22 protein-coding genes, 1 tRNA gene and 1 pseudogene are annotated in these 19,184 nt (G+C 35.2%); 11 read left to right on the forward strand and 13 right to left on the reverse strand.

Annotated features, from left to right (window positions below; genetic code table 11):
- Window positions 1-81: 81 nt before the first annotated feature.
- Together LUA86_RS03865 and LUA86_RS03870 are read right to left on the reverse strand one after the other, a co-directional pair.
- The gene (locus tag LUA86_RS03865; protein ID WP_231459280.1) at window positions 82-1,116 is read right to left on the reverse strand and encodes a basic secretory family protein; all 1,035 of its coding nucleotides are present in this window, start codon (window positions 1,114-1,116) and stop codon (window positions 82-84) included.
- A gap of 89 nt (window positions 1,117-1,205) precedes the next feature.
- Window positions 1,206-3,182, reverse strand: coding sequence for a PAS domain-containing sensor histidine kinase (locus LUA86_RS03870; protein WP_231459281.1), 1,977 nt, complete (start codon window positions 3,180-3,182; stop codon window positions 1,206-1,208).
- A 192-nt stretch (window positions 3,183-3,374) separates the two neighbouring features.
- On the opposite strand from LUA86_RS03870, the gene LUA86_RS03875 reads away from it, so the two are divergent.
- Window positions 3,375-3,575, forward strand: a complete 201-nt coding sequence (locus tag LUA86_RS03875) for a hypothetical protein (RefSeq protein ID WP_231459282.1) — start codon at window positions 3,375-3,377, stop codon at window positions 3,573-3,575.
- Between the two features lie 126 nt (window positions 3,576-3,701).
- Here the strand turns inward: LUA86_RS03875 and LUA86_RS03880 are convergent, their stop codons facing one another.
- Window positions 3,702-3,905 (reverse strand): hypothetical protein, encoded by a 204-nt coding sequence (locus LUA86_RS03880; protein WP_231459283.1) that lies wholly within the window; start codon window positions 3,903-3,905, stop codon window positions 3,702-3,704.
- A gap of 249 nt (window positions 3,906-4,154) precedes the next feature.
- On the opposite strand from LUA86_RS03880, the gene LUA86_RS03885 reads away from it, so the two are divergent.
- Window positions 4,155-4,451, forward strand: coding sequence for a hypothetical protein (locus LUA86_RS03885; protein ID WP_231459284.1), 297 nt, complete (start codon window positions 4,155-4,157; stop codon window positions 4,449-4,451).
- A 61-nt stretch (window positions 4,452-4,512) separates the two neighbouring features.
- On the opposite strand, the gene LUA86_RS03890 is transcribed toward LUA86_RS03885, so the two are convergent.
- The gene (locus LUA86_RS03890; RefSeq protein WP_231459285.1) at window positions 4,513-4,713 is read right to left on the reverse strand and encodes a hypothetical protein; all 201 of its coding nucleotides are present in this window, start codon (window positions 4,711-4,713) and stop codon (window positions 4,513-4,515) included.
- Window positions 4,714-4,959: 246 nt separating this feature from the next.
- Here LUA86_RS03890 and LUA86_RS03895 point away from each other — a divergent pair.
- Window positions 4,960-5,044 (forward strand) — tRNA-Ser (locus LUA86_RS03895).
- Window positions 5,045-5,210: 166 nt separating this feature from the next.
- Window positions 5,211-5,702 carry a peptide-methionine (S)-S-oxide reductase MsrA gene (gene msrA / locus LUA86_RS03900; RefSeq protein ID WP_231459286.1) on the forward strand — a complete coding sequence of 164 codons (492 nt, stop codon included), beginning with the start codon at window positions 5,211-5,213 and terminating at the stop codon, window positions 5,700-5,702.
- Window positions 5,703-5,910: 208 nt separating this feature from the next.
- Here msrA and LUA86_RS03905 read toward each other — a convergent pair whose 3' ends face one another.
- Genes LUA86_RS03905 through LUA86_RS03920 form a run of 4 tightly spaced genes read right to left on the reverse strand, consistent with a single transcriptional unit; the run spans window position 5,911 to window position 8,430 of the window.
- Window positions 5,911-6,810, reverse strand: coding sequence for an AraC family transcriptional regulator (locus LUA86_RS03905; protein WP_231459287.1), 900 nt, complete (start codon window positions 6,808-6,810; stop codon window positions 5,911-5,913).
- A 2-nt stretch (window positions 6,811-6,812) separates the two neighbouring features.
- Entirely contained in the window at window positions 6,813-7,175 is a 363-nt protein-coding gene (locus LUA86_RS03910) for a hypothetical protein (protein ID WP_231459288.1), read from the reverse strand.
- Window positions 7,176-7,201: 26 nt separating this feature from the next.
- Entirely contained in the window at window positions 7,202-7,639 is a 438-nt protein-coding gene (locus tag LUA86_RS03915) for a DUF2147 domain-containing protein (RefSeq protein WP_231459289.1), read from the reverse strand.
- A 2-nt stretch (window positions 7,640-7,641) separates the two neighbouring features.
- Window positions 7,642-8,430, reverse strand: a complete 789-nt coding sequence (locus tag LUA86_RS03920) for an SDR family oxidoreductase (protein WP_231459290.1) — start codon at window positions 8,428-8,430, stop codon at window positions 7,642-7,644.
- 128 nt (window positions 8,431-8,558) lie between these two features.
- Between LUA86_RS03920 and xth the strand changes: the two genes are divergently transcribed.
- A complete protein-coding gene (gene xth / locus LUA86_RS03925) occupies window positions 8,559-9,326 on the forward strand; it encodes an exodeoxyribonuclease III (RefSeq protein WP_231459291.1) in 768 nt (255 codons plus the stop codon).
- 123 nt (window positions 9,327-9,449) lie between these two features.
- Window positions 9,450-9,725 carry a hypothetical protein gene (locus LUA86_RS03930; RefSeq protein ID WP_231459292.1) on the forward strand — a complete coding sequence of 92 codons (276 nt, stop codon included), beginning with the start codon at window positions 9,450-9,452 and terminating at the stop codon, window positions 9,723-9,725.
- Between the two features lie 248 nt (window positions 9,726-9,973).
- Here the strand turns inward: LUA86_RS03930 and LUA86_RS03935 are convergent, their stop codons facing one another.
- Entirely contained in the window at window positions 9,974-10,273 is a 300-nt protein-coding gene (locus LUA86_RS03935; RefSeq protein WP_231459293.1) for an RNA-binding protein, read from the reverse strand.
- A gap of 295 nt (window positions 10,274-10,568) precedes the next feature.
- On the opposite strand from LUA86_RS03935, the pseudogene LUA86_RS03940 reads away from it, so the two are divergent.
- The 5 genes and pseudogenes from LUA86_RS03940 to LUA86_RS03960 all read left to right on the forward strand — a co-directional run bounded on the left by LUA86_RS03940 (window position 10,569) and on the right by LUA86_RS03960 (window position 16,331).
- Window positions 10,569-11,447, forward strand: a pseudogene (locus LUA86_RS03940) (OmpA family protein).
- Window positions 11,448-11,911: 464 nt separating this feature from the next.
- On the forward strand, window positions 11,912-12,478 hold the full coding sequence (locus LUA86_RS03945; RefSeq protein ID WP_231459294.1) for a UbiX family flavin prenyltransferase: 567 nt from the start codon (window positions 11,912-11,914) through the stop codon (window positions 12,476-12,478).
- A gap of 92 nt (window positions 12,479-12,570) precedes the next feature.
- A complete protein-coding gene (gene mtaB, locus LUA86_RS03950) occupies window positions 12,571-13,893 on the forward strand; it encodes a tRNA (N(6)-L-threonylcarbamoyladenosine(37)-C(2))-methylthiotransferase MtaB (protein WP_231459295.1) in 1,323 nt (440 codons plus the stop codon).
- Window positions 13,894-14,317: 424 nt separating this feature from the next.
- Window positions 14,318-15,469, forward strand: a complete 1,152-nt coding sequence (locus LUA86_RS03955) for a prolipoprotein diacylglyceryl transferase (RefSeq protein WP_231459296.1) — start codon at window positions 14,318-14,320, stop codon at window positions 15,467-15,469.
- A 70-nt stretch (window positions 15,470-15,539) separates the two neighbouring features.
- The gene (locus tag LUA86_RS03960; RefSeq protein WP_231459297.1) at window positions 15,540-16,331 is read left to right on the forward strand and encodes an inositol monophosphatase family protein; all 792 of its coding nucleotides are present in this window, start codon (window positions 15,540-15,542) and stop codon (window positions 16,329-16,331) included.
- A 149-nt stretch (window positions 16,332-16,480) separates the two neighbouring features.
- On the opposite strand, the gene LUA86_RS03965 is transcribed toward LUA86_RS03960, so the two are convergent.
- The 4 genes from LUA86_RS03965 to LUA86_RS03980 all read right to left on the reverse strand — a co-directional run bounded on the left by LUA86_RS03965 (window position 16,481) and on the right by LUA86_RS03980 (window position 19,122).
- Window positions 16,481-17,032, reverse strand: coding sequence for a NifU family protein (locus LUA86_RS03965; RefSeq protein WP_231459298.1), 552 nt, complete (start codon window positions 17,030-17,032; stop codon window positions 16,481-16,483).
- A gap of 83 nt (window positions 17,033-17,115) precedes the next feature.
- Window positions 17,116-18,462: an adenylosuccinate lyase gene (gene purB, locus LUA86_RS03970; protein ID WP_231459299.1), complete on the reverse strand. Its 1,347-nt coding sequence runs from the start codon at window positions 18,460-18,462 to the stop codon at window positions 17,116-17,118.
- A gap of 134 nt (window positions 18,463-18,596) precedes the next feature.
- Window positions 18,597-18,812 (reverse strand): hypothetical protein, encoded by a 216-nt coding sequence (locus LUA86_RS03975; RefSeq protein ID WP_231459300.1) that lies wholly within the window; start codon window positions 18,810-18,812, stop codon window positions 18,597-18,599.
- Between the two features lie 112 nt (window positions 18,813-18,924).
- Entirely contained in the window at window positions 18,925-19,122 is a 198-nt protein-coding gene (locus LUA86_RS03980; protein WP_231459301.1) for a hypothetical protein, read from the reverse strand.
- Window positions 19,123-19,184: the final 62 nt, after the last annotated feature.

Below are 19,184 nucleotides of genomic sequence, written 5' to 3' on the forward strand. Positions count from 1 at the left end.
GGTAACCAGGATATACAAGAATATAAATAACAAAGGCCGATTTTGTTAATTACCGGCCTTTGTTTATAATACAATTTTTTGCTAAGCCCTTTCTTTGCCGCTATATTTTAAGGTTAATTCAGGGTTTTTAGCATATTCTGCCCAAAGCTCATCTATCGTTTTTCCTGTAAGTTTTACCCATGTATCTTGCGTATAGTTTTTGTTTCGCAGTTCTTTATCTATATCGATAATTACACCGGGCTTAATTTTTTGGTCTATCCATTCAAAAAAACGAGCAGTAATTCTGTAGCTGTTTTCATATTTTTTCTCGTTATGTTTTTCTGTTAAATCCGGCAATTTCCATTTCGAACCGATATTATCTACACCGTATCTGTAACGGATAAAATCTGCGATACCTTCGGTTAGCCAAACGGGTCCTGAGCCATAACCATAACCCTGAACAAGGTGCATACCTTCATGCGTTACTATGTCGATATCGGTAGGGTGGGCATTCATGTAATTTGTGCTAAACAGAATACGATTTCCGCTGGCTTCTGCAACACCTTTGTAAGCGGTATCGGTTACAAAAATTACCTGGTGCGTGGTTTTATCATTAAAAGTGCTCACTAAGGTAGGGAACACTTTAAAATAGGTTTCAATTAATTCTTTCTGTATTACTGGATTAAAAGCAGAATTTTTATTGATGAAAACCAACTGATAATCGTCCTTTATTATGGTATCTACCGATGACCAGTTTTTGTGAAGTGCCTCCTGTAAACTTGCCTGAAAATTATCAAAATTCTTTTTCTTTTTAATCCATTTGCTATTCACTACAATCTCGCCGGGTACTGCTTTTAAAGTAAATTTGCCGGCCGTATCTATAACCCGCATGTTTACTTCACGTTTGGTTCGGTAGCCATCTGCGGTTGCAAAAGCAGGGTAAGCTGCCCTAAAGGCTGCATTTACTTTTGCAGTATCCAGACTAACTTTAGTCTTATTATCAATTGTAATGGCATAAGGTCGCGGTGCGTTGCGGCGTTGTGGTTGCTGAGCTGCAGCAGGCTTAGGTGAGGTTTGCGCTATTGCTGCTGTGGAAAATAAGGCAAACAGTGCAATGCTGGATATTTTATTAATCATAGGATATTTTTTTGCTAAAAATAAGCCATGTGAAAAAGATATCCTGTAAAAATGAGGCTACATATTATCGTTATAAATAACTTGGCGGATTATTTTACTAAAGATAGCTGGAAATAAAATGTTGTTCCAGTGTTCCATTCGCTGTTTAGCCAAATATTGCCGCCGTGTCTTTCTATAATCTCTTTGCATAAGTACAAGCCAATTCCAAAACCTGCAATAGAGCCCATTTGCTGATTTTTTACACGATAATATCTTTCGAAAATATGCTCCTGATCTTCTTCGGCAATGCCCATTCCCTTATCCTCAACAGAGAAAACCACTTTGTCATCTTTTACAGCATAGCCAATTGTAATGGTCGAACTCATAGGCGAGTACTTTACCGCATTGCCTACTAAATTTTGAACCACCTGGGCGATTTTATCTCTATCTGCATTAAGGTATACGTCGTCAGCCGTTATAAATTCAAGATGGTGTGTATGAATAGTGGCCGAAAGTTCGGATTCTAATTCATCAAAAAGTCCTTTCACATCAAATGTTGTAGCATCAATAGACATTTTACCAGATTCTAATCTCGAAACGTTCAGAAAACCATTAATCATAGAAGTCATGCTTCTTATTTGCTTCAATGCTTTCTGTAAAACACCCTCCAGGTCTTTATCTTTCTGCTTAATTGCTGTTCGTTGCAAAAGCTGAATATATGCATTCAGGGATGTTAAAGGTGTTTTTAGTTCGTGGCTAACCATGCTAATAAAATCATCCTTACGCTGTTCATCTTTCTTTTGTTCGGTAATGTCTCGTACGGTTCCATTTAAACTTAAAGCCTTGCCATTCGTATCAAAAGTTGTTCTGCCAATGGCCTGAACGGTTCTGAATTCAGCATCGGGATTAGCCCTGATTCGGTAATCAATCGCATAGCGGCCACCAGATTCCTGCATTAATGCTTCGCTGATGGATTTGCTCACCAATTCTCTGTCTTCTTCGTGGATGGCGGAAAGTGCGATACCTAAATCCAGTTTGTCATCTGATGAGAGTCCGAACCAGCTTTTTAATAAATCATTGCCAGAGAAGAGATTATTTTCGGGTTCATAAAAAAAGGTTCCAAGTTCACCGGCATCAATAGCCATTGCAAGCATTAGCTGGTCTTTTTCATGTGCTCTGGATGCATGTATTTGATTGGTAATTTCCTCCAGTATCACTAATACGCCGGTTATCTGGCCAGAAGATGATTTTATTGGTTGATAGATAGAATTTACAAATGCCTCTCTCAAACCATTTTCCTGATAAAGCATCACCCTGAAAACATTATTAACCTTTGCTATTCCGGTTTCATAAACGTCTCTAAGCCATTTGTTAACAGGCTGGCCCTTAAGTTCCGGACGAGCAAGTTCATGTGGTTTTCCAATAACCTCACTTTCTTTTCGTCCCCAGATGTTTAAGATGACTTTGTTGGCAATGTCGATAACCAAATCATCACCTTCTAAAACACAAATACCAACAGGAGCCTGTTCTATAATTGTTCTGATGTGTTCCCTGCTATCGGCGAGCAACACCATCGATTTATTTAATTCCTCGTTTGTTGATAATAATTCTTCAACCGTAGCAGCCATTTCTTCATTAATTGCCTGCTCTTCTTCCTCCTTTTCGCCTATTAAAATTAATGATGCTCTTCTTTGAGATACATCCCGGCTGGTGTGGATAATACAGTAAGTTTTCTGATTTTCATCCAGCATTGCCCGGTATTCAAAATCGAAATAGAAGGTTTGTCGTTCGCCGTTTACAATAAGCTCTGCAGCAGTATCTGATGCATAATAACTTACCCCGGTTCTCCAAACGTTTTTTAGGATATTTATAAAAGGCTGACCAACAATTTCTGGTAAAGCATCTTCGAGATTTTTACCTACAATAGTTCGTTCTTTACCCCATATATTGAGCATTGCATTGTTTGCAAAGCGGATAAAGAGGTTTTCATTTGTATATATTGCTGTAGCTTCCTGAGTGTTTTGAAGAACTTCGAGAAGCGTTTCATTGCTAAATGTCGTAGTAGAACTATTTGTAAAGTCTGTCATAAACTAATACAAATATAACGAATGAATATATAATTGCTACTATACAGCCAGATTTAGGCGATGCTTATTTATACTCAATCCAGGCTAATCTTTTGTTAATCAATACTTGTATTTCTTGCAGGAGTGGAGATTTAATATTAAATTAATCTATTACTTTAATATTAAATGTACATTTGCGTAAAGTCAAACCCGATGAAAGCTACAGCCATAGAAATAGAATCAAAGATTACTCCAGGTTTTAAAGCTAAACTTTCAAACAGCATGTTCTTTACCGATGCAAAAATGGATAACAGCACTCAGATAAAAAACGATTTGGGCAGTGTAGATTATCTCTTGAAATGCAAAAACAACTTAAAAAATGCGCTTTCGCTCGCATCAGCATTAGTGGTTTAATCTTTTAAGCAACAAAATTTATTTCTTTGGATGCTAGTTGCCTAAATCATGTTTATTGTTGTATCGAATATTTGTTGTAAAAATTAATTACAATAACATTTTTCCAGTTGTTTTTAGCTGTTGATTTTAAGAATTATGTGCATCTCCAATTTGGGTTTCAATATCATCAATAAATTTTCTTTTACCCGAATGCCAGGTTCTTGGTGAAGAAAAAGCATCCACTATTTTATTTAGCTTAATCTCCGAAACGTTTGCAAATTTTTTATACTCTTGCGCCAGTGCATAAGAATTCATATCGCCATAGCCTTGAAGCAGTTGTATTTTCTTCAAAAACGATTTTAATTTATTAATTTTTATCAGCGACTCCATATACACAAAGGTAGTATAATGTAGTTTTAATTCTACCGTAAATATACCCGATTATGGATTATTTAGATTTATAATTTTGTTACCATCAGGATTTATAAATTTTATTCATTTAGGTGATGATAAAAGTCAAAAGCTATTTGTCCATTTCTCTTCGCTAAATCTGTTTTACTATCTGGTGATGTTATATTTGCTGATAATCCTGTTAAAGCCATGCTCAGATTGATAGAAAGACATAATACCCATGCATTTATCGATAAAATAAAATTGGAATGGCCGGGTTTTATTGATGTAGTTCGCTTTATGAATAACAGTTTGGTTTTTATTCAATTGCTACAGAATGTTGATGAGCATGCTTTTACGTCTAGCCTAATGCCTAAACTTGGTGCGCTGGTAGATTTTCCCCATCCGCTGCAGTTATTTATTTTGAATCATGACGGTGAATTTTTAGATCAATTGCAATTTAATTGTGCAGAGCGCAACACAGCGCTTTCAGTTAGCGCCATGTAATTGATGATTACTCCATTTGCAATTGGCAATCATCATTTCTAAAATTCAGGAAGTTTTACCGCTATGCCTTTTTTCTTGATTTTTTATTTTCGGCCGCTTCGCCTACGAGTAAGGTAGCAATAAGCTCAAATTTATCGGGTTGTGCGTTATATTCATCAGCCATGCTTTCCCATTTTTTTAATTCTAACTGCGCATTTTCTACTTCAATTTTTAATAACTCTATTTTGTTCTGCAATAATTTGCTGATGTTTTGATTTGCCATAGTGCAAAATTAAAGGCTTTTAGCTTTTTATTTATTGCTGATTTGTTAAGAAATTGTAACTGCTTAAGCTACAGCGTAAAAAAATATTGGTGTGTTTAGATTCATATTTTCATAGAAGTAAATTCTGATGACAGAGGGAGATTATAAATCAAAATATTTTGCTTGATAATCATAGTCTTATAAAAATTCTATGGTTAATCTGTTTTTTTATTGTGCAGATATCAATTAGATGATTACTTTTGCAGCGGAAAGCTGGCAGAGTGGTCGAATGCGGCAGTCTTGAAAACTGTTGACTGTCATAGGTCCGGGGGTTCGAATCCCTCGCTTTCCGCATCAGCAAAAAGGAGATTTTTTAATCTCCTTTTTTGTTTTGTTCCAATCTTGAAATCTCTTTCAAATCGCGTATTTCATCTCAAAATTGTCTTTATCATGTAAATAGGCTATATCTATTTGTTTAACGTTTTGGCACTGCGTACCTTCATCATAAATATAATATTATGGATACTGAGAAAGCAATATTAGCCGGTGGCTGTTTTTGGGGCGTTGAAGAACTTATCAGGCATTTGCCTGGTGTAAAATCTACAGTGGTTGGTTACACTGGTGGTGATGTGCCAAACGCAACTTACAGAAATCACGGAACGCATGCAGAAGCGATTGAGATTGAATTTGATCCATCCATATTATCTTACAGAAAACTTCTGGAGTATTTTTTTCAGATACATGACCCGAGTACCAAGAATAGGCAAGGTAATGATGTTGGAACTTCTTACCGTTCGGCTATTTTCTATTTATCACCAGAACAAGAAAGCATTGCAAAAGAATTAATTTCGGAAATGGATGCTTCGGGTATTTGGCCTGGCAAAGTGGTAACCGAAGTTGTACCCGCTACTGATTTTTGGATTGCGGAAGAAGATCATCAGGATTATTTGCAAAAAATTCCTTACGGTTATACCTGCCATTTTGAAAGGCCAGACTGGAAACTCGCTTAGCAGACCTCAAGAGATTTTACTGCTTAAATGGCTGGCATAATCATTTATGGTTATGCTATTTTGTAAGCTGTATTATCGTAATTATTAATAAAATACAAGTAATTGCTTTTAATAATAACAGGGGTTTAATTTTCATCATAATTGTTTTTGAATAAAACGTTCAAATTTGAAATTACGCTACAGCTGATTACTTGTTTTGGTGTATTATTTAGTTAAAGCTATCGCGAAATTGCAAGGGGCTGTTATTGGTTTTGCTTTTAAATAATTTGCTGAAACTTTGAGAATGTTCAAATCCTAATTGGTAGGCAATTTCGCTAACAGATAAATTGGTTGTCGATAATTTTTCTTTTGCTTTTTCAATCAATTTATCGTGAATATGTTGCTGTGTTGTCTGGCCAGTTAGCTGTTTTAATAAGCTGCTTAAATATTTGCCCGACATGTTTAAATTTTCGGCTATATATTGTACGCTTGGTAAACCTTTCAAAATTAAGTTCTCATCTTTCAAATGCTTGTCTAACAAGGCTTCCAGCCGGTCTAATACCTGATGATTGGTTATTTTTCGGGTGATAAATTGCCTTTGATAGAATCTTTCGGCATAATTTAACAAAGTTTCCAAATGAGAAACAATAATATCCTGACTAAATTTATCGATGTTAGATTCGTACTCATTTCTAATATTTTCCAAAACACCACTAATTATAAGCTCTTCTTTAGGCGATAGAAATAAAGCTTCATTTACTGAATATTCAAAATATTCGTATTTTTTTATCGTTTTAGCGAGTTGCGTGTTCCATAAGAAATCGGGGTGAATAAAAAGCATCCAACCTTCTAAATTTGGCGGTAGTCCACCTTCTTCTCCACGTAAAACTTGTCCGGGCGACATAAAAGCCATTAAGCCATTATCAAAATCATACTTCTGTTGTCCATACAATAAATTGTTACAGCCACGTTTTACAGATATTGCATACACATCAAAAACTACAGCATTAACCTCGCTCTCGTTGCTGAATTTTGATACATCAACGATGCTAATTAATGGATGGTTTGGTTTTGCTAAGCCTGTTAGCTGATGGATTTGGGTTATAGATTTTATGCGAACTGGTATCATTCTTAAATCGAATTTTTTAGAAATGGATATTTTAACCAAATCATTATCAATGGCAATATTAAGAATGGAATTTCCATCAGTACCATTTTAAAATTTCCTGCTTTTACAGCCAGCGCCATTATTATTACAATTGATATTGCGTTTAGCAGGTTACCCAAAAAAAACGTTTTTGGAATCAGCAAAAGTGTGCCGATTAGAATGGTTAATACACCAAAGAAAGGAATCATTCCTTCAGAAATCCCCAATTCATTCATCATTTTTAATGATTCGGGATGTTTCTTGTAATTCAGCGTGTCCCATCCGTGTTTGAATGAAAGCCCTGCTGAAACCAATAGTAGCAGCAGAGAAATTATACTTTTAATCATTTGTTGGTTTTAATTTGTATATCAATTTACAGAATTCTTTTAAACTTCATCGTTTTGCCTAAAATAGAAATGCCTAAATAACCGCGGAAATGAAGTTCTTTATCATTTTTCAACTTTGCATTCAGGCTGTAAGTATTGCCATCACCAGGATTGTAAAGTTTGCCGCCACTGTATTCGCCATTTTCAAATTTTAGATTAGTAATATTTACAATGCCTTTTCTCGAACGGTTTATTAGAGATTTATCGGGGTTATTATCATCTTTCTTCGGCGTTATTCCATCAGCTTCATACATGTTTGATGCCCACAGAAGTTTTCCGGAATACTTTCCATTTTCTTTAAAAATATCGAATTTCAATTTTACATCACCATCTATACTTTCCCATTGTCCGATAATTTTATCAGCTGGCTGCTGCGCAAAACCAGTTAAAGTGCCAAGCATTATTAAGCCTGCAAAAAGCATCATTTTCATATCTGTTTTTCAATTTTTATTTTCTTAATCTCTTTAAATTCCCGATGTCCATATTTTAATAAAGCATTGGGCATTAGTCTGTTTGCAAATTTAATGATGCGAATCATGAAGGGTTTCAGTTCTTTTTTATCTTTTATAAGTCCATCAATAGCTACTTTAACCATCTTTTCTGCAGTCATCATCATGCTTTGATTAGGTTGTTTCTCCCAATCGTTTTGTAAATTGGTTTTTACTCCCGGCGGAATCATTTCAAAAACTTTAACATTTGTGTCTTCCACTTGCAAACGTAATGCCTGTGTATAGGCCCTAACACCAGCTTTTGCAGCACTGTAAATCGGCGCAGCCGAATAACTCAATAAAGCTATGCCTGAAGAAACATTTACGATTGCCGAAGATTGCTGTTTTAGTAAATGTGGCAGAAACTGATGGACCATTTGGATGGTGCCGGTTAGATTGGTAGAAATTTCCTGATTAATGTTTTCTAAATCTATAGATGTGTCTTGCAAATCAATTAAGCGCATTAATCCTGCGTTATTGATGATGATGTTTAGGTTTGGAAAAAGTGTGGTAACCATCTCAAACAAATCTTTTATGTCATTTGGCTTACTCACATCGCTTTGAAATGTATGTACGTTAGGGAATTGCGCTTTTGTTTCGTTTAGGGCATCAAGCTTGCGGCCTGTTAGCAAAATTGTTGCACCTAGTTCAGTCAATTGTTTTACTAACTCCAAACCAATACCGCTTGTTCCGCCGGTAATTAACACTGTACTATTTCTTAAATCCATATTTCGAATATTTTGATACTCAAAGTTCGGTTTTAAGCAATTGCGGGTTGTAGCCAAAAGTCGTTTTGTTGTAGCTAAAATTTATTGATTTAAATCCCAGATAAGATTATAATCTATAAATTAGTGAAATGAAAATTGCTACCTATAACGTTAATGGTATAAATGGCCGTTTGCCGGTTTTGTTGCGCTGGCTGGCAGAAACCCAGCCAGATGTTGCCTGCCTGCAGGAGCTTAAAGCGCCCGATGAGAAATTTCCTTTAGAGGCTATCAATAATGCGGGTTATCATGCCATCTGGCACGGACAAAAAAGCTGGAATGGTGTTGCGATTCTTGCTAAAAACGAAATTAAAGAACTGCGTAAAGGTTTACCTGGCGATGATGAGGATTTGCAAAGCAGATATATCGAAGCAATGGTTGATGATGTGGTTATTGGCTGTTTGTACCTCCCAAACGGAAACCCGGCTCCGGGCGCCAAGTTAGATTATAAAATGGCATGGATGGAACGTTTATCCAAGCATACTCAAAAACTTTTAAGCTTTGATTTGCCAACAGTAATTTGTGGCGACTTTAACGTTATCCCAACAGATTTTGATGTTTACAAACCAGAAAGGTGGGTTGATGATGCGTTGTTTCGCACAGAAGTTAAAGATGCGTTTCATAATTTAATTGCGCAAGGCTGGACAGATGCTTTAAGAAAACTGTATCCGGAAGATAAAATTTATACTTTTTGGGATTATATTAGAAATGCTTACGGGAGAGATGCCGGTTTAAGAATTGACCATTTCTTATTAAATGACCAACTTTTGGAAAGGTTAAAATCTGGTGGTGTAGACAGGCAGGTTAGAGGTTGGGAGAAAACCAGCGACCATGGTCCGGTTTGGATAGAGCTTTCATAATTATCTGCTAGTGATGAATTTATGTGACGATTTTTTTACTCTGTAATTTTTATAACGAGCATTGCTTTAAAATATTTTTTAGGTTAAATATTGATTAATTTAAGGTTGTTAAAACCTTAAGCTATGGATGTGCTAAAAAATCAAAAGAAAATTTCGGCTTTCTTAAATAAGATAAAAGCTGAATGGCCTGGTCTTGTAGAACGCTTTGAATTTAAAACGGCCACGGTAATTTATGTACACCTTAAAGAAGGTATTTCGAGTATGGATTTTTTGGGGAAGCTTTCGAAAAAAATTGAACGTTTGGTTGATTTTTCTGAACCTATCATATTATATCACATAGAAAGTGATGGAATGAATCTTCGCTCGCATCCAATCAATTGGTATTCATCAATTAAATAAAATAGCTTAAAGCCATTAAATAAACCAACTATCATTGTAATTTAATTGAGAAAAAAATATTTTCAAAAAAAAATGGAGGACAGTAATATCCTCCATTTAACAAACAATTAATCAGTGCTTATCAAAACAATAATTAATGATATGTAAGGATAAGTGTTTTTTCTAATACATGCAAAGTATTTTTAATTCTATTTTAGAGTAAAAAATAAAAACGCCCGTGGTGGCCATATTTGCTAAGAGAATTGTAACTATTTAATCGGCCTTCTGGCGATAAATTTCTTTACAACCTTAGGTGATTTTGCTGGTTCATCTTCAGAAATCTTAATATTTAAAACATTTCCTTTGTACGATTCGCCATTTAAGATGGAGATAACTTTTTGTGCATCATCAATTTTTAACATCTCTACAAATGCATAACCTTTACATTTATTTGTAGCTCTATCCCTAACAACTTTTATGGTTTCTATATTTCCATAAAGACCAATAAGCATGGCCAAATCCATTTCACTAATATCAGGTCGTAACCCGCCTACAAAGAGCTTTGTCATAGATAATCGGTCTTATTTTCTTTTTATGGATGCAAGATAATTTTTTTAGGTTGAACAATCAAACAATAATCATCATCTAAATCAATTGAACCACATATTTAACGTAAATAACATATTTTATGTGAATATGTTAGAAGTTTTAATTCAGAATAATAATAAATGACAAAAAGCACAACAATTAGTAAGGGAATAAAGGCCTGATTAAAAGTTAATAATGCTTAAAATTCAAGAGAAAACTTTAAAAGGGAACGGTTGTTGTAATTGATTATAAAATTTATAATTTAAAACAAGAGTTATGAAACTTTACAAATCAATCCCATTATTGGCGCTTTCCATTATCCTCGTTTCCGGATGTGTTAGTAATAAGAAATACGCCGAATTGCAAACCACTTTCGATAAATTAAGAGAAAGAAATCAGGAGCTAAGTAATAAATATCAGGATAGTCAGCGAGAGCTTACGGGCGCTACAAGCCGGGTTAAAAGTTTAGAAGAACAAATTGCTTCAGAAAAAAAGAACACCGCAGCTTTACAAGATGCATTAACGAAATGTTTAAATTCGAGCAACCAGGGAAATGTTAACATTTCGAAATTGGTAGATGAAATTAACAGTTCGAACAAGTACATCAAACAATTAATAAACGCAAAAAACAAAAGTGATTCGCTTAATATGGTGCTTACAAACAATTTAACACGTTCATTAAGCAGAGAAGAGTTGGGCGATGTTGATGTTCAGGTTTTGAAAGGAGTAGTTTATATTTCACTAGCGGATAATATGTTGTATAAATCTGGTAGTTACGAAATTTCAGATAAGGCTGCTGAAACCCTTAGTAAGATTGCTAAAATCATAAAAGATTATGATAGCTATGATGTATTAATTGAAGGTAATACTGATAATGTGCCAATTGCACAAACCAACATTAGAAACAACTGGGATTTAAGTGCTTTAAGGGCATCATCAGTTGTGCAAACATTGCAAACTAAATTCGGTGTTGATCCTTAACGCTTAACCGCAGGCGGTAGGGGTGAATATAATCCTATTGCAGATAACAACACGCCTGCAGGTAAAATGAAAAACAGAAGAACTCAGATTATCATCACACCAAAATTAGATCAGTTTATGGAACTGATAGGCAAAGCGCCCGAGCAACCAGCTGCAACAGCGCCTAAGCAATAATTATTAAGAAAAAAACCTCCTGAGCCATCAGGAGGTTTTTTTGTTTATTGCCTAAATTGAATTTATTTAAATTAATTTTTTCATATAAAAAACTAACAACCATTGCTTCAAAATCAAACATTAATTTCTAAATGGCTTGTACTACGTATTATTTGTTAGTGTTTGCGTAATAATACGGTGTACAATTTTGACTTACTTAGTGTAGAATGCACACTTTTTTTAGTCAATTGTTTTGATAATTATCAAAAATAATTAACTGAAAATCAGTAACTTGAGTTGTTGTTTGATAAATAATTGTGTTTTTTATTCATTTTAACGCCTTGCCATTATCTTTTTTTAAAATAATATATATATTTGTTCTTACCCTTTCGAGGGTATGTTTTTCATAGGTAGATGTAGGGTCAGAACTTTGTTCTGGCCCTTTTTTGTTAGGTCTGTTTAATAAATCTTATTTTTGCGTGGAGATGAATAAAAAGAAAGTAATAGTAGCTGTAACCGGAGCAAGTGGTTCTGTATATGCAAAAGTGCTATTTGATAAATTGGTAGAACTCCAAAGTCAGATTGAAGCTGTAGGTGTAGTGATGAGTGACAATGCAAAAGAAGTTTGGCAGTTTGAACTTGGAAATAAGGATTACGAAAATTATGATTTCAATTTCTATCACAAAAATGATTTTAATGCCCCATTTGCATCTGGCTCGGCTAAATATGATACTATGATAATCGTACCTTGTTCGATGGGAACACTTGGCAGGATTGCGCATGGAATCTCTAACGATTTAATTTCCAGAGCTGCCGATGTTGTTTTAAAAGAACGCCGCAAATTAATTGCTGTAGTAAGAGATACACCTTTTAGTTTGATACACATTAACAATATGAAAACCGTAACCGAGGCTGGAGGAATCATTTGCCCGGCAAACCCTTCCTATTATAGTTTACCAAAAACCATTGAAGAAGTTGCCGGAACAGTTGTGAGCAGGATTTTGGACTTAGCCGGATTTGAGCAAAAAAGCTACAGATGGAATGAGGACTAAGTTACTTGTCGATATTATTTTACCCTAAGCTTACGCAAAGCTAAAATCGCGGGTTACCTTTCTTAAATCAAAATTGTATCTTTGCAGGCTAAATGAAAAAGGTCGCATTTTATACATTAGGTTGTAAACTTAATTTCTCTGAAACTTCTACAATTGGTCGTTTATTTACCGATGCAGGTTATGCTGTTGTCGAATTTCAGGATTCGGCTGATGTTTATGTAATTAATACCTGTTCGGTTACCGAAAATGCCGACAAAAAATGCCGTAAAGTAGTTAAGGAAGCTTTAAAGCATTCTCCAAATGCTTACGTAACTATTGTTGGTTGTTATGCACAATTAAAACCTCAGGAAATTGCCGAAATTGAAGGCGTTGACATGGTATTAGGTGCTGCCGAAAAATTTAGAATTGTAGAATTTATTTCTGATTTAACCAAACAGCCGAAGGCTGTTGTTCATCAGCAAAGTATAGAAAAAGTTAACCATAATTTTATCGCTTCGTATTCTATAGGCGATAGAACCCGGACATTTTTAAAAGTTCAGGATGGTTGCGATTACCCTTGTACCTACTGTACCATTCCCTTGGCTCGTGGCGCCAGTCGTAGCGATACCATTGAAAATGTGGTAAACCGAGCTAAAATAATTGCAGAAAGTGGTGTTAAAGAAATTGTACTTACAGGTGTTAATCTGGGCGATTTTGGCATTCGCAATGGCGAGCGAGAAGATAAGTTTTTTGATTTGGTAAAAGCCCTGGATGAAGTTGAGGGGATCGAACGGATACGTATTTCTTCAATTGAACCTAATCTTTTGAGCAATGAAATTATCGAATTTGTAGCCACTTCAAAAAGATTTGTTCCGCATTTTCATATTCCTTTGCAATCAGGTTCTGATAAAATTCTGGGTTTAATGCGTCGTCGTTACCGTAGAGATTTGTACGTAGAACGTGTAGCTAAAATAAAAGAAGTAATGCCAGATTGCTGCATCGGTGTTGATGTTATTGTAGGTTTTCCTGGTGAAACGAAGGCAGACTTTTTAGATACCTATCAGTTTTTAAATGAGCTTGATGTGTCTTACCTTCACGTTTTTACTTACTCTGAACGCGAATTAACCGTTGCCGCAGAAATGAAGGGCGTTGTTTCGGGCAGTGAACGTAACGAGCGTAGCAAAATGCTTCATATTTTATCAGATAAAAAACGCCGTGCTTTTTACCAATCGCAAATTGGTACAGCAGGAGAGGTGCTATTTGAGGCCGACCAGAAAATGGGTTACATGCATGGTTTTACCAAAAACTATGTAAAGGTTAGGGCTAAATACGATCCGGTTATGGTTAATGAGCTTAAGGCGGTTAAGCTTTTGGAAATTACCGCCGATGGCGATGTTGATGTTGCAGAGCTGGATACGGTTTACGCACATCATTAAAATCTAAATATTTAATAGAAAATCAATTTACAAGTATTTTTAAGGTTAGCCGGGCTATTCGCTTAATCTTTTTGGCTTGAAAAAGCTACAAAGATTAACGGAACGCTGGGTTTTAAACTTCCTAAGTTTGGTTGTAGCCAAAATGGATATCGCTGCTATCCCGTTTATTTAACGCTGGTTTATGCCAATCACTTCGGCCTGCTCCATGCAATTTGCCATAGAAAACTGCAGAAGTAAATTAAACCTGATCGAAGCAGAAATCCTTTTTTATTTTTCATAAAAAAGATTGGAGCGTAGCGCAGGACTATCGTAACCCATGATAACAGAAACCTGCTTTTCAAATTAAAATTTTAGCATTTACAGCTTTAATGTTTCAGCTTTAGTCTTTCATCTTTCTTTCCTATCTTCGCAACAAATTATTTGTATGTTTCCTACCGTTTCACACTTTTTAGAATATCTTTTAGGCATAAATCTGCCGCTACCGTTTAATACTTTTGGTGTTTTTGTGGCGCTGGCTTTTGTTGCAGGTTATTGGGCTTTTACGCAGGAATTAAGGCGCAAAGAAGCGTTAGGGATTTTACATCCGATAAGAAAAACGATTATAATTGGTGAGCCGGCAACAACCACAGATTTAATAATGAACGGCTTGTTCGGTTTCATTATTGGCTATAAATTATTGTACGCTTTACTTAATTACAGCCTGTTTGTAAGCGATGCGCAATCTATCTTAATGTCGACCAAAGGAAATATTTTTGGCGGCTTGTTTTTAGGCGTTTTGTTTGCCTATTGGGATTATAAAGAGAAAGAAAAGCACAAACTTGCTAATCCGAAAGAAACGGTTGTAAAGATTCGTCCGTATCAGTTAATGAGCAATTTAATTGTTTGGGCTGCTGTTTGGGGATTCTTAGGTGCAAAGTTCTTTGATAATTTAGAATATTGGGATGATTTTGTAAAAAATCCAATCGAAAGATTATTATCCTTTAGCGGTTTAACTTTTTACGGTGGATTAATTTGCGGTGGCGCTGCAGTTTTGTACATCGCCAAAAAGAATGGTATAAAACCTTTGCACATGCTTGATGTTGGCGGACCGGGTATGATGTTGGCTTATGCTGTAGGCAGGATTGGTTGTCATTTATCTGGCGATGGCGATTGGGGTATTGTTAATCCAGATCCAAAGCCATTTTCATGGTTGCCAGATTGGTTATGGTCTTATAAATATCCTAACAATGTTGTAGGCGAAGGTATACCGATACCTGGCTGTGGACCGGGTAAATTTTGTAATGAGCTTGCTCAGGGTGTTTACCCAACACCAATTTACGAGGTTATTATATGTTTAATTTTGTTTGCTTTTTTATGGAGCATTAGGGATAAAATAAAAGCGCCGGGTTTAATGTTTGGTATTTACATGATTTTAAACGGTGTTGAGCGTTTTATGATAGAGTTAATCCGCGTTAACTCTAAATATAATGTATTTGGTTTGCGCTTTACACAAGCCGAAATGATTTCTACTTTCTTAGTTGTTGGCGGAATCGCTTTATGTATTTATTCATTAAGAAATAAAAACAAGCTTGCCTAAAATGCTTTATTTCATTTAAAACCAACAACATTTAAAACCAACAACATTTAAAATTGCTTGTTAAATCATTATGAATTACGAATTACTATGCAATAAAGTGATATCAATTGTTAGGCTTACGGGAAATTTTATCCGTAAAGAAGCCATGCAATTTGATTCGCAAATGATTGAATATAAGGGTTTAAACGACATGGTTTCTTATGTTGATAAAGCCGCTGAGCAGAAGCTTGTTCAAAATCTGGAAAAACTTATACCAGATGCGGGCTTTTTAACAGAAGAAAAAACCATTAATAGGGAAGGGAAAACTTATAAATGGATTATCGATCCGCTTGATGGTACAACAAACTTTATTCATGGTTTGCCAACTTATGCGGTTAGTGTTGCTTTGTACGAGGATGATAAGGCCGTTTTAGGTGTTGTATATGAATTGAACCGTGGTGAAATGTTTTACTCCTATAAAAATGCAGCCGCATTTATGAATAAGAAGGAGATAAAAGTATCATCAAATCCCGATTTAAAATCCAGCTTATTGGCAACCGGTTTTCCTTATTATCAGTTTGATAAGCAGCCGCAATATTTAAAGTTATTAGAAGAGATGATGCAGAAAACGCATGGCTTAAGGCGTATGGGTTCTGCCGCTACAGATTTAATTTACGTGGCTTTTGGTCGCTTTGATGCTTTTTTTGAATATAATTTACAACCCTGGGATTTTGCTGCAGGCTGCTTTATTGTTCAGCAGGCCGGTGGTGAGGTTTTTGATTTTGCCGGCGGCGATGATTTTTTCGGTAAAAGAGAAATTTTGGCTACAAATGGAAAAATAACAAATGAGATGTTAGTGGCAATTAAAAAATATTTCGGGTAGATATTTTAATACTTAATAATAATTTATTTTTAAAAGATTGCTTCGTGCCTCGCAATGACGAATCTATATTTATTAAGCCCCAAAAAATGAGCACAAACGAAAAAAGCTTATCGGTTGATAAGCTTTTTTTGTGGATATGATTGAAATCTCTAAAGTGCTTCTGAAACTACATCAGTAACTTCCGGAACCATTCTTTGTAGTAAATTCTGGATACCAGATTTTAATGTAATTGTTGAAGAAGGGCAACCACTGCAAGAACCGCGAAGTTCTACCGTTACAACACCATCATCAAAAGATTTATAAGTAATTGCGCCACCATCTTGTTCTACCGCAGGGCGAACGTAATCGTGCAAAATCTGCTGAATTTTAATTTCAGTTTCAGAACCTTCAAAATTAGGTGCTTCATCAGCCGTAGCTTCTTTTATTTTTAATTCAGATTCTACTGCACCTTTTACAAACTCTTTTAAAATAGCTTCAATATCTGCCCATTCAGCATCGTCAGCTTTTGTTATGGTAACGAAATTACTCGCGAAAAATACACCCGATACAAAGTTGAATTTGAATAACTCTTTTGCAAAAGGAGAATTTTCCGCACTTTCTTTTGTTGCAAAATCTTCACTTCCGTTAATTAACAGCTTATTCACCATGAATTTCATGGTTGCCGGGTTAGGAGTTTGTTCTGTATATACGTTAATGGTCATGTCTAATCAATTTGATACACAAAATTAGCAATAAAGATTAATAAAGCTTTTTTCTGCTGTCTGTTTAGCGTCAATTTAATCGCCTAAAAAACGCCGGTATAGTTAAATGGTGTAATGGTTCTTAAAGTTGCTTTAACATCTTCAGAAACTGATAATCCTTCAATAAACTGTGCAATGCTTTCTGCATTTATTTTTGAATTTGTTCTGGTTAATTCTTTTAAAGCTTCGTATGGATTTGGATAGTTTTCCCTTCTTAAAACCGTTTGAATGGCTTCGGCAACAACCGCCCAGTTATCTTCCAGGTCGGCGTTTAAGGCAGCTTCATTTAGTAATATCTTATTTAACCCTCTAAGCGTAGCGTTTATAGCAATTAAAGTGTGCCCAAACGGAACGCCAACATTTCTTAGAACGGTAGAGTCTGTTAAATCTCTTTGTAAGCGAGAGATTGGAAGTTTAGCTGCAAAGAATTCAAATAAAGCGTTTGCAATTCCAGCATTTCCTTCTGCATTTTCAAAATCAATCGGGTTAACTTTATGCGGCATAGCCGATGAACCAATTTCACCTGCTTTAATCCTTTGCTTAAAGTAGTTTTTGGAGATGTAAGTCCAGATGTCTCTATCTAAATCGATGATGATGTTGTTTATTCTTTTTAAAGCATCACATTGTGCGGCAAATTGGTCGTAATGCTCAATTTGGGTTGTGTGTTGCGCTCTAGTTAAACCCAAAGTATCGTTAACAAATTTATTCGAAAAATCTACCCATTTTACCTGTGGATAAGCAATATGATGTGCATTGAAATTTCCGGTTGCACCACCAAATTTTGCGCTATTTGGAATTGCTTTTAGTGCTTCAAGCTGGATGTTTAATCGCTCTGCAAAAACTAAAAATTCTTTACCCAGTTTAGTTGGAGATGCAGGCTGTCCGTGTGTATGTGCAAGCATCGGGATGTCTTTCCACTCAACAGAAAGTTCTTCTATTTTTTGAATCAGGGATTTTATAGCCGGATAATAGCTATCTTTTAAGGCTAACTTGATGGAAAATGGGATTGCTGTGTTGTTTATATCCTGAGAGGTTAAGCCAAAATGTATAAACTCTTTGTAGTCTTGTAATGATAAATTGTCGAATTTACTTTTGATAAAATACTCAACAGCTTTAACATCATGATTGGTAACTTTTTCTGTTTCTTTAATTTCTAAAGCATCAGCCTCTGAAAAATTTTCGTGGATTTTTCTAAGTTGGGGATAAAGGGACTTTTCAAATTTTTCTAAACCGGGAAGGTTTATTTCGCATAATGCAATGAAATATTCAATTTCTACGAAAACACGGTATTTAATGAGCGCTTCTTCTGAAAAATAAGCGGCTAAATTTTCTGTAGTTTTTCTATAACGACCATCAACTGGTGAGATTGCTTGTAGCGAGGTTAAATTCATTATGCGGAATATATTTAAGCCGCAAATTTACTACAATTGATGGATTTTGAGGAGTTTTGTTTACTAAGAATATTGCTATAAAAACAAAAAAGGCCTTGAAATTAATCAAAGCCTTTAAATATTGTAAATATTGACTAGTGAGCTTTAGCAGCAGAGTCAACTTTAGCAGCAGCTGAATCAACTTTAGCAGCAGCAGAATCGATAGTTGCAGCAGCAGAATCAGCAGTTGCAGAAACTGAAGTATCAGCAGCAGTTGAATCAGCACCTTCAGCTTTTTTCTCTGAGTTACAAGCTACAACTGATAAAGATAAAGCTAAAGCTAAAAAGCCTAATTTGAATGCATTTTTCATTTTTGGATTTGTTTTAAGGTTTATATAAACGTTTTAATTACCAGTTAATACCTGAATATTTAAAAGGTAACCCAAAAAATTTATTTTTTTTAAAAATATTTTTCTTCTGGCGCTACAATGGCTTTTTGGTAGAGTCTATAGCAACAGTATCAACAGTATTTGTATCAACTGATGTTGTTACAGGTGGCGCAATTGTAGAAGAATCAACCAATGTTGTGTCAATTTCATCAGATTTCTTTTCTGAGCCACAAGCGGCAACCGTAAAAGAAATAACTAAAGCTAAAAAGCCAAATTTATAGGTGTTTTTCATTTTAGGATAAAATTTGGTTAAAATAAAAATGGGTTGAATTAAAAAAGGCTTTCGAGAAAACT

It is taken from the genome of Pedobacter sp. Leaf132, assembly GCF_920984695.1.
Classification (GTDB): Bacteria; Bacteroidota; Bacteroidia; order Sphingobacteriales; family Sphingobacteriaceae; genus Pedobacter.

Coding starts and splice junctions, on each gene's coding strand:
- LUA86_RS03865 (WP_231459280.1), bottom strand. CDS start 1,116: ATGATTAATAAAATATCCAGCATTGCACTGTTTGCCTTATTTTCCACA.
- LUA86_RS03870 (WP_231459281.1), bottom strand. CDS start 3,182: ATGACAGACTTTACAAATAGTTCTACTACGACATTTAGCAATGAAACG.
- LUA86_RS03875 (WP_231459282.1), top strand. CDS start 3,375: ATGAAAGCTACAGCCATAGAAATAGAATCAAAGATTACTCCAGGTTTT.
- LUA86_RS03885 (WP_231459284.1), top strand. CDS start 4,155: ATGCTCAGATTGATAGAAAGACATAATACCCATGCATTTATCGATAAA.
- LUA86_RS03890 (WP_231459285.1), bottom strand. CDS start 4,713: ATGGCAAATCAAAACATCAGCAAATTATTGCAGAACAAAATAGAGTTA.
- msrA (WP_231459286.1), top strand. CDS start 5,211: ATGGATACTGAGAAAGCAATATTAGCCGGTGGCTGTTTTTGGGGCGTT.
- LUA86_RS03905 (WP_231459287.1), bottom strand. CDS start 6,810: ATGATACCAGTTCGCATAAAATCTATAACCCAAATCCATCAGCTAACA.
- LUA86_RS03910 (WP_231459288.1), bottom strand. CDS start 7,175: ATGATTAAAAGTATAATTTCTCTGCTGCTACTATTGGTTTCAGCAGGG.
- LUA86_RS03915 (WP_231459289.1), bottom strand. CDS start 7,639: ATGATGCTTTTTGCAGGCTTAATAATGCTTGGCACTTTAACTGGTTTT.
- LUA86_RS03920 (WP_231459290.1), bottom strand. CDS start 8,430: ATGGATTTAAGAAATAGTACAGTGTTAATTACCGGCGGAACAAGCGGT.
- xth (WP_231459291.1), top strand. CDS start 8,559: ATGAAAATTGCTACCTATAACGTTAATGGTATAAATGGCCGTTTGCCG.
- LUA86_RS03930 (WP_231459292.1), top strand. CDS start 9,450: ATGGATGTGCTAAAAAATCAAAAGAAAATTTCGGCTTTCTTAAATAAG.
- LUA86_RS03935 (WP_231459293.1), bottom strand. CDS start 10,273: ATGACAAAGCTCTTTGTAGGCGGGTTACGACCTGATATTAGTGAAATG.
- LUA86_RS03945 (WP_231459294.1), top strand. CDS start 11,912: ATGAATAAAAAGAAAGTAATAGTAGCTGTAACCGGAGCAAGTGGTTCT.
- mtaB (WP_231459295.1), top strand. CDS start 12,571: ATGAAAAAGGTCGCATTTTATACATTAGGTTGTAAACTTAATTTCTCT.
- LUA86_RS03955 (WP_231459296.1), top strand. CDS start 14,318: ATGTTTCCTACCGTTTCACACTTTTTAGAATATCTTTTAGGCATAAAT.
- LUA86_RS03960 (WP_231459297.1), top strand. CDS start 15,540: ATGAATTACGAATTACTATGCAATAAAGTGATATCAATTGTTAGGCTT.
- LUA86_RS03965 (WP_231459298.1), bottom strand. CDS start 17,032: ATGACCATTAACGTATATACAGAACAAACTCCTAACCCGGCAACCATG.
- purB (WP_231459299.1), bottom strand. CDS start 18,462: ATGAATTTAACCTCGCTACAAGCAATCTCACCAGTTGATGGTCGTTAT.
- LUA86_RS03975 (WP_231459300.1), bottom strand. CDS start 18,812: ATGAAAAATGCATTCAAATTAGGCTTTTTAGCTTTAGCTTTATCTTTA.
- LUA86_RS03980 (WP_231459301.1), bottom strand. CDS start 19,122: ATGAAAAACACCTATAAATTTGGCTTTTTAGCTTTAGTTATTTCTTTT.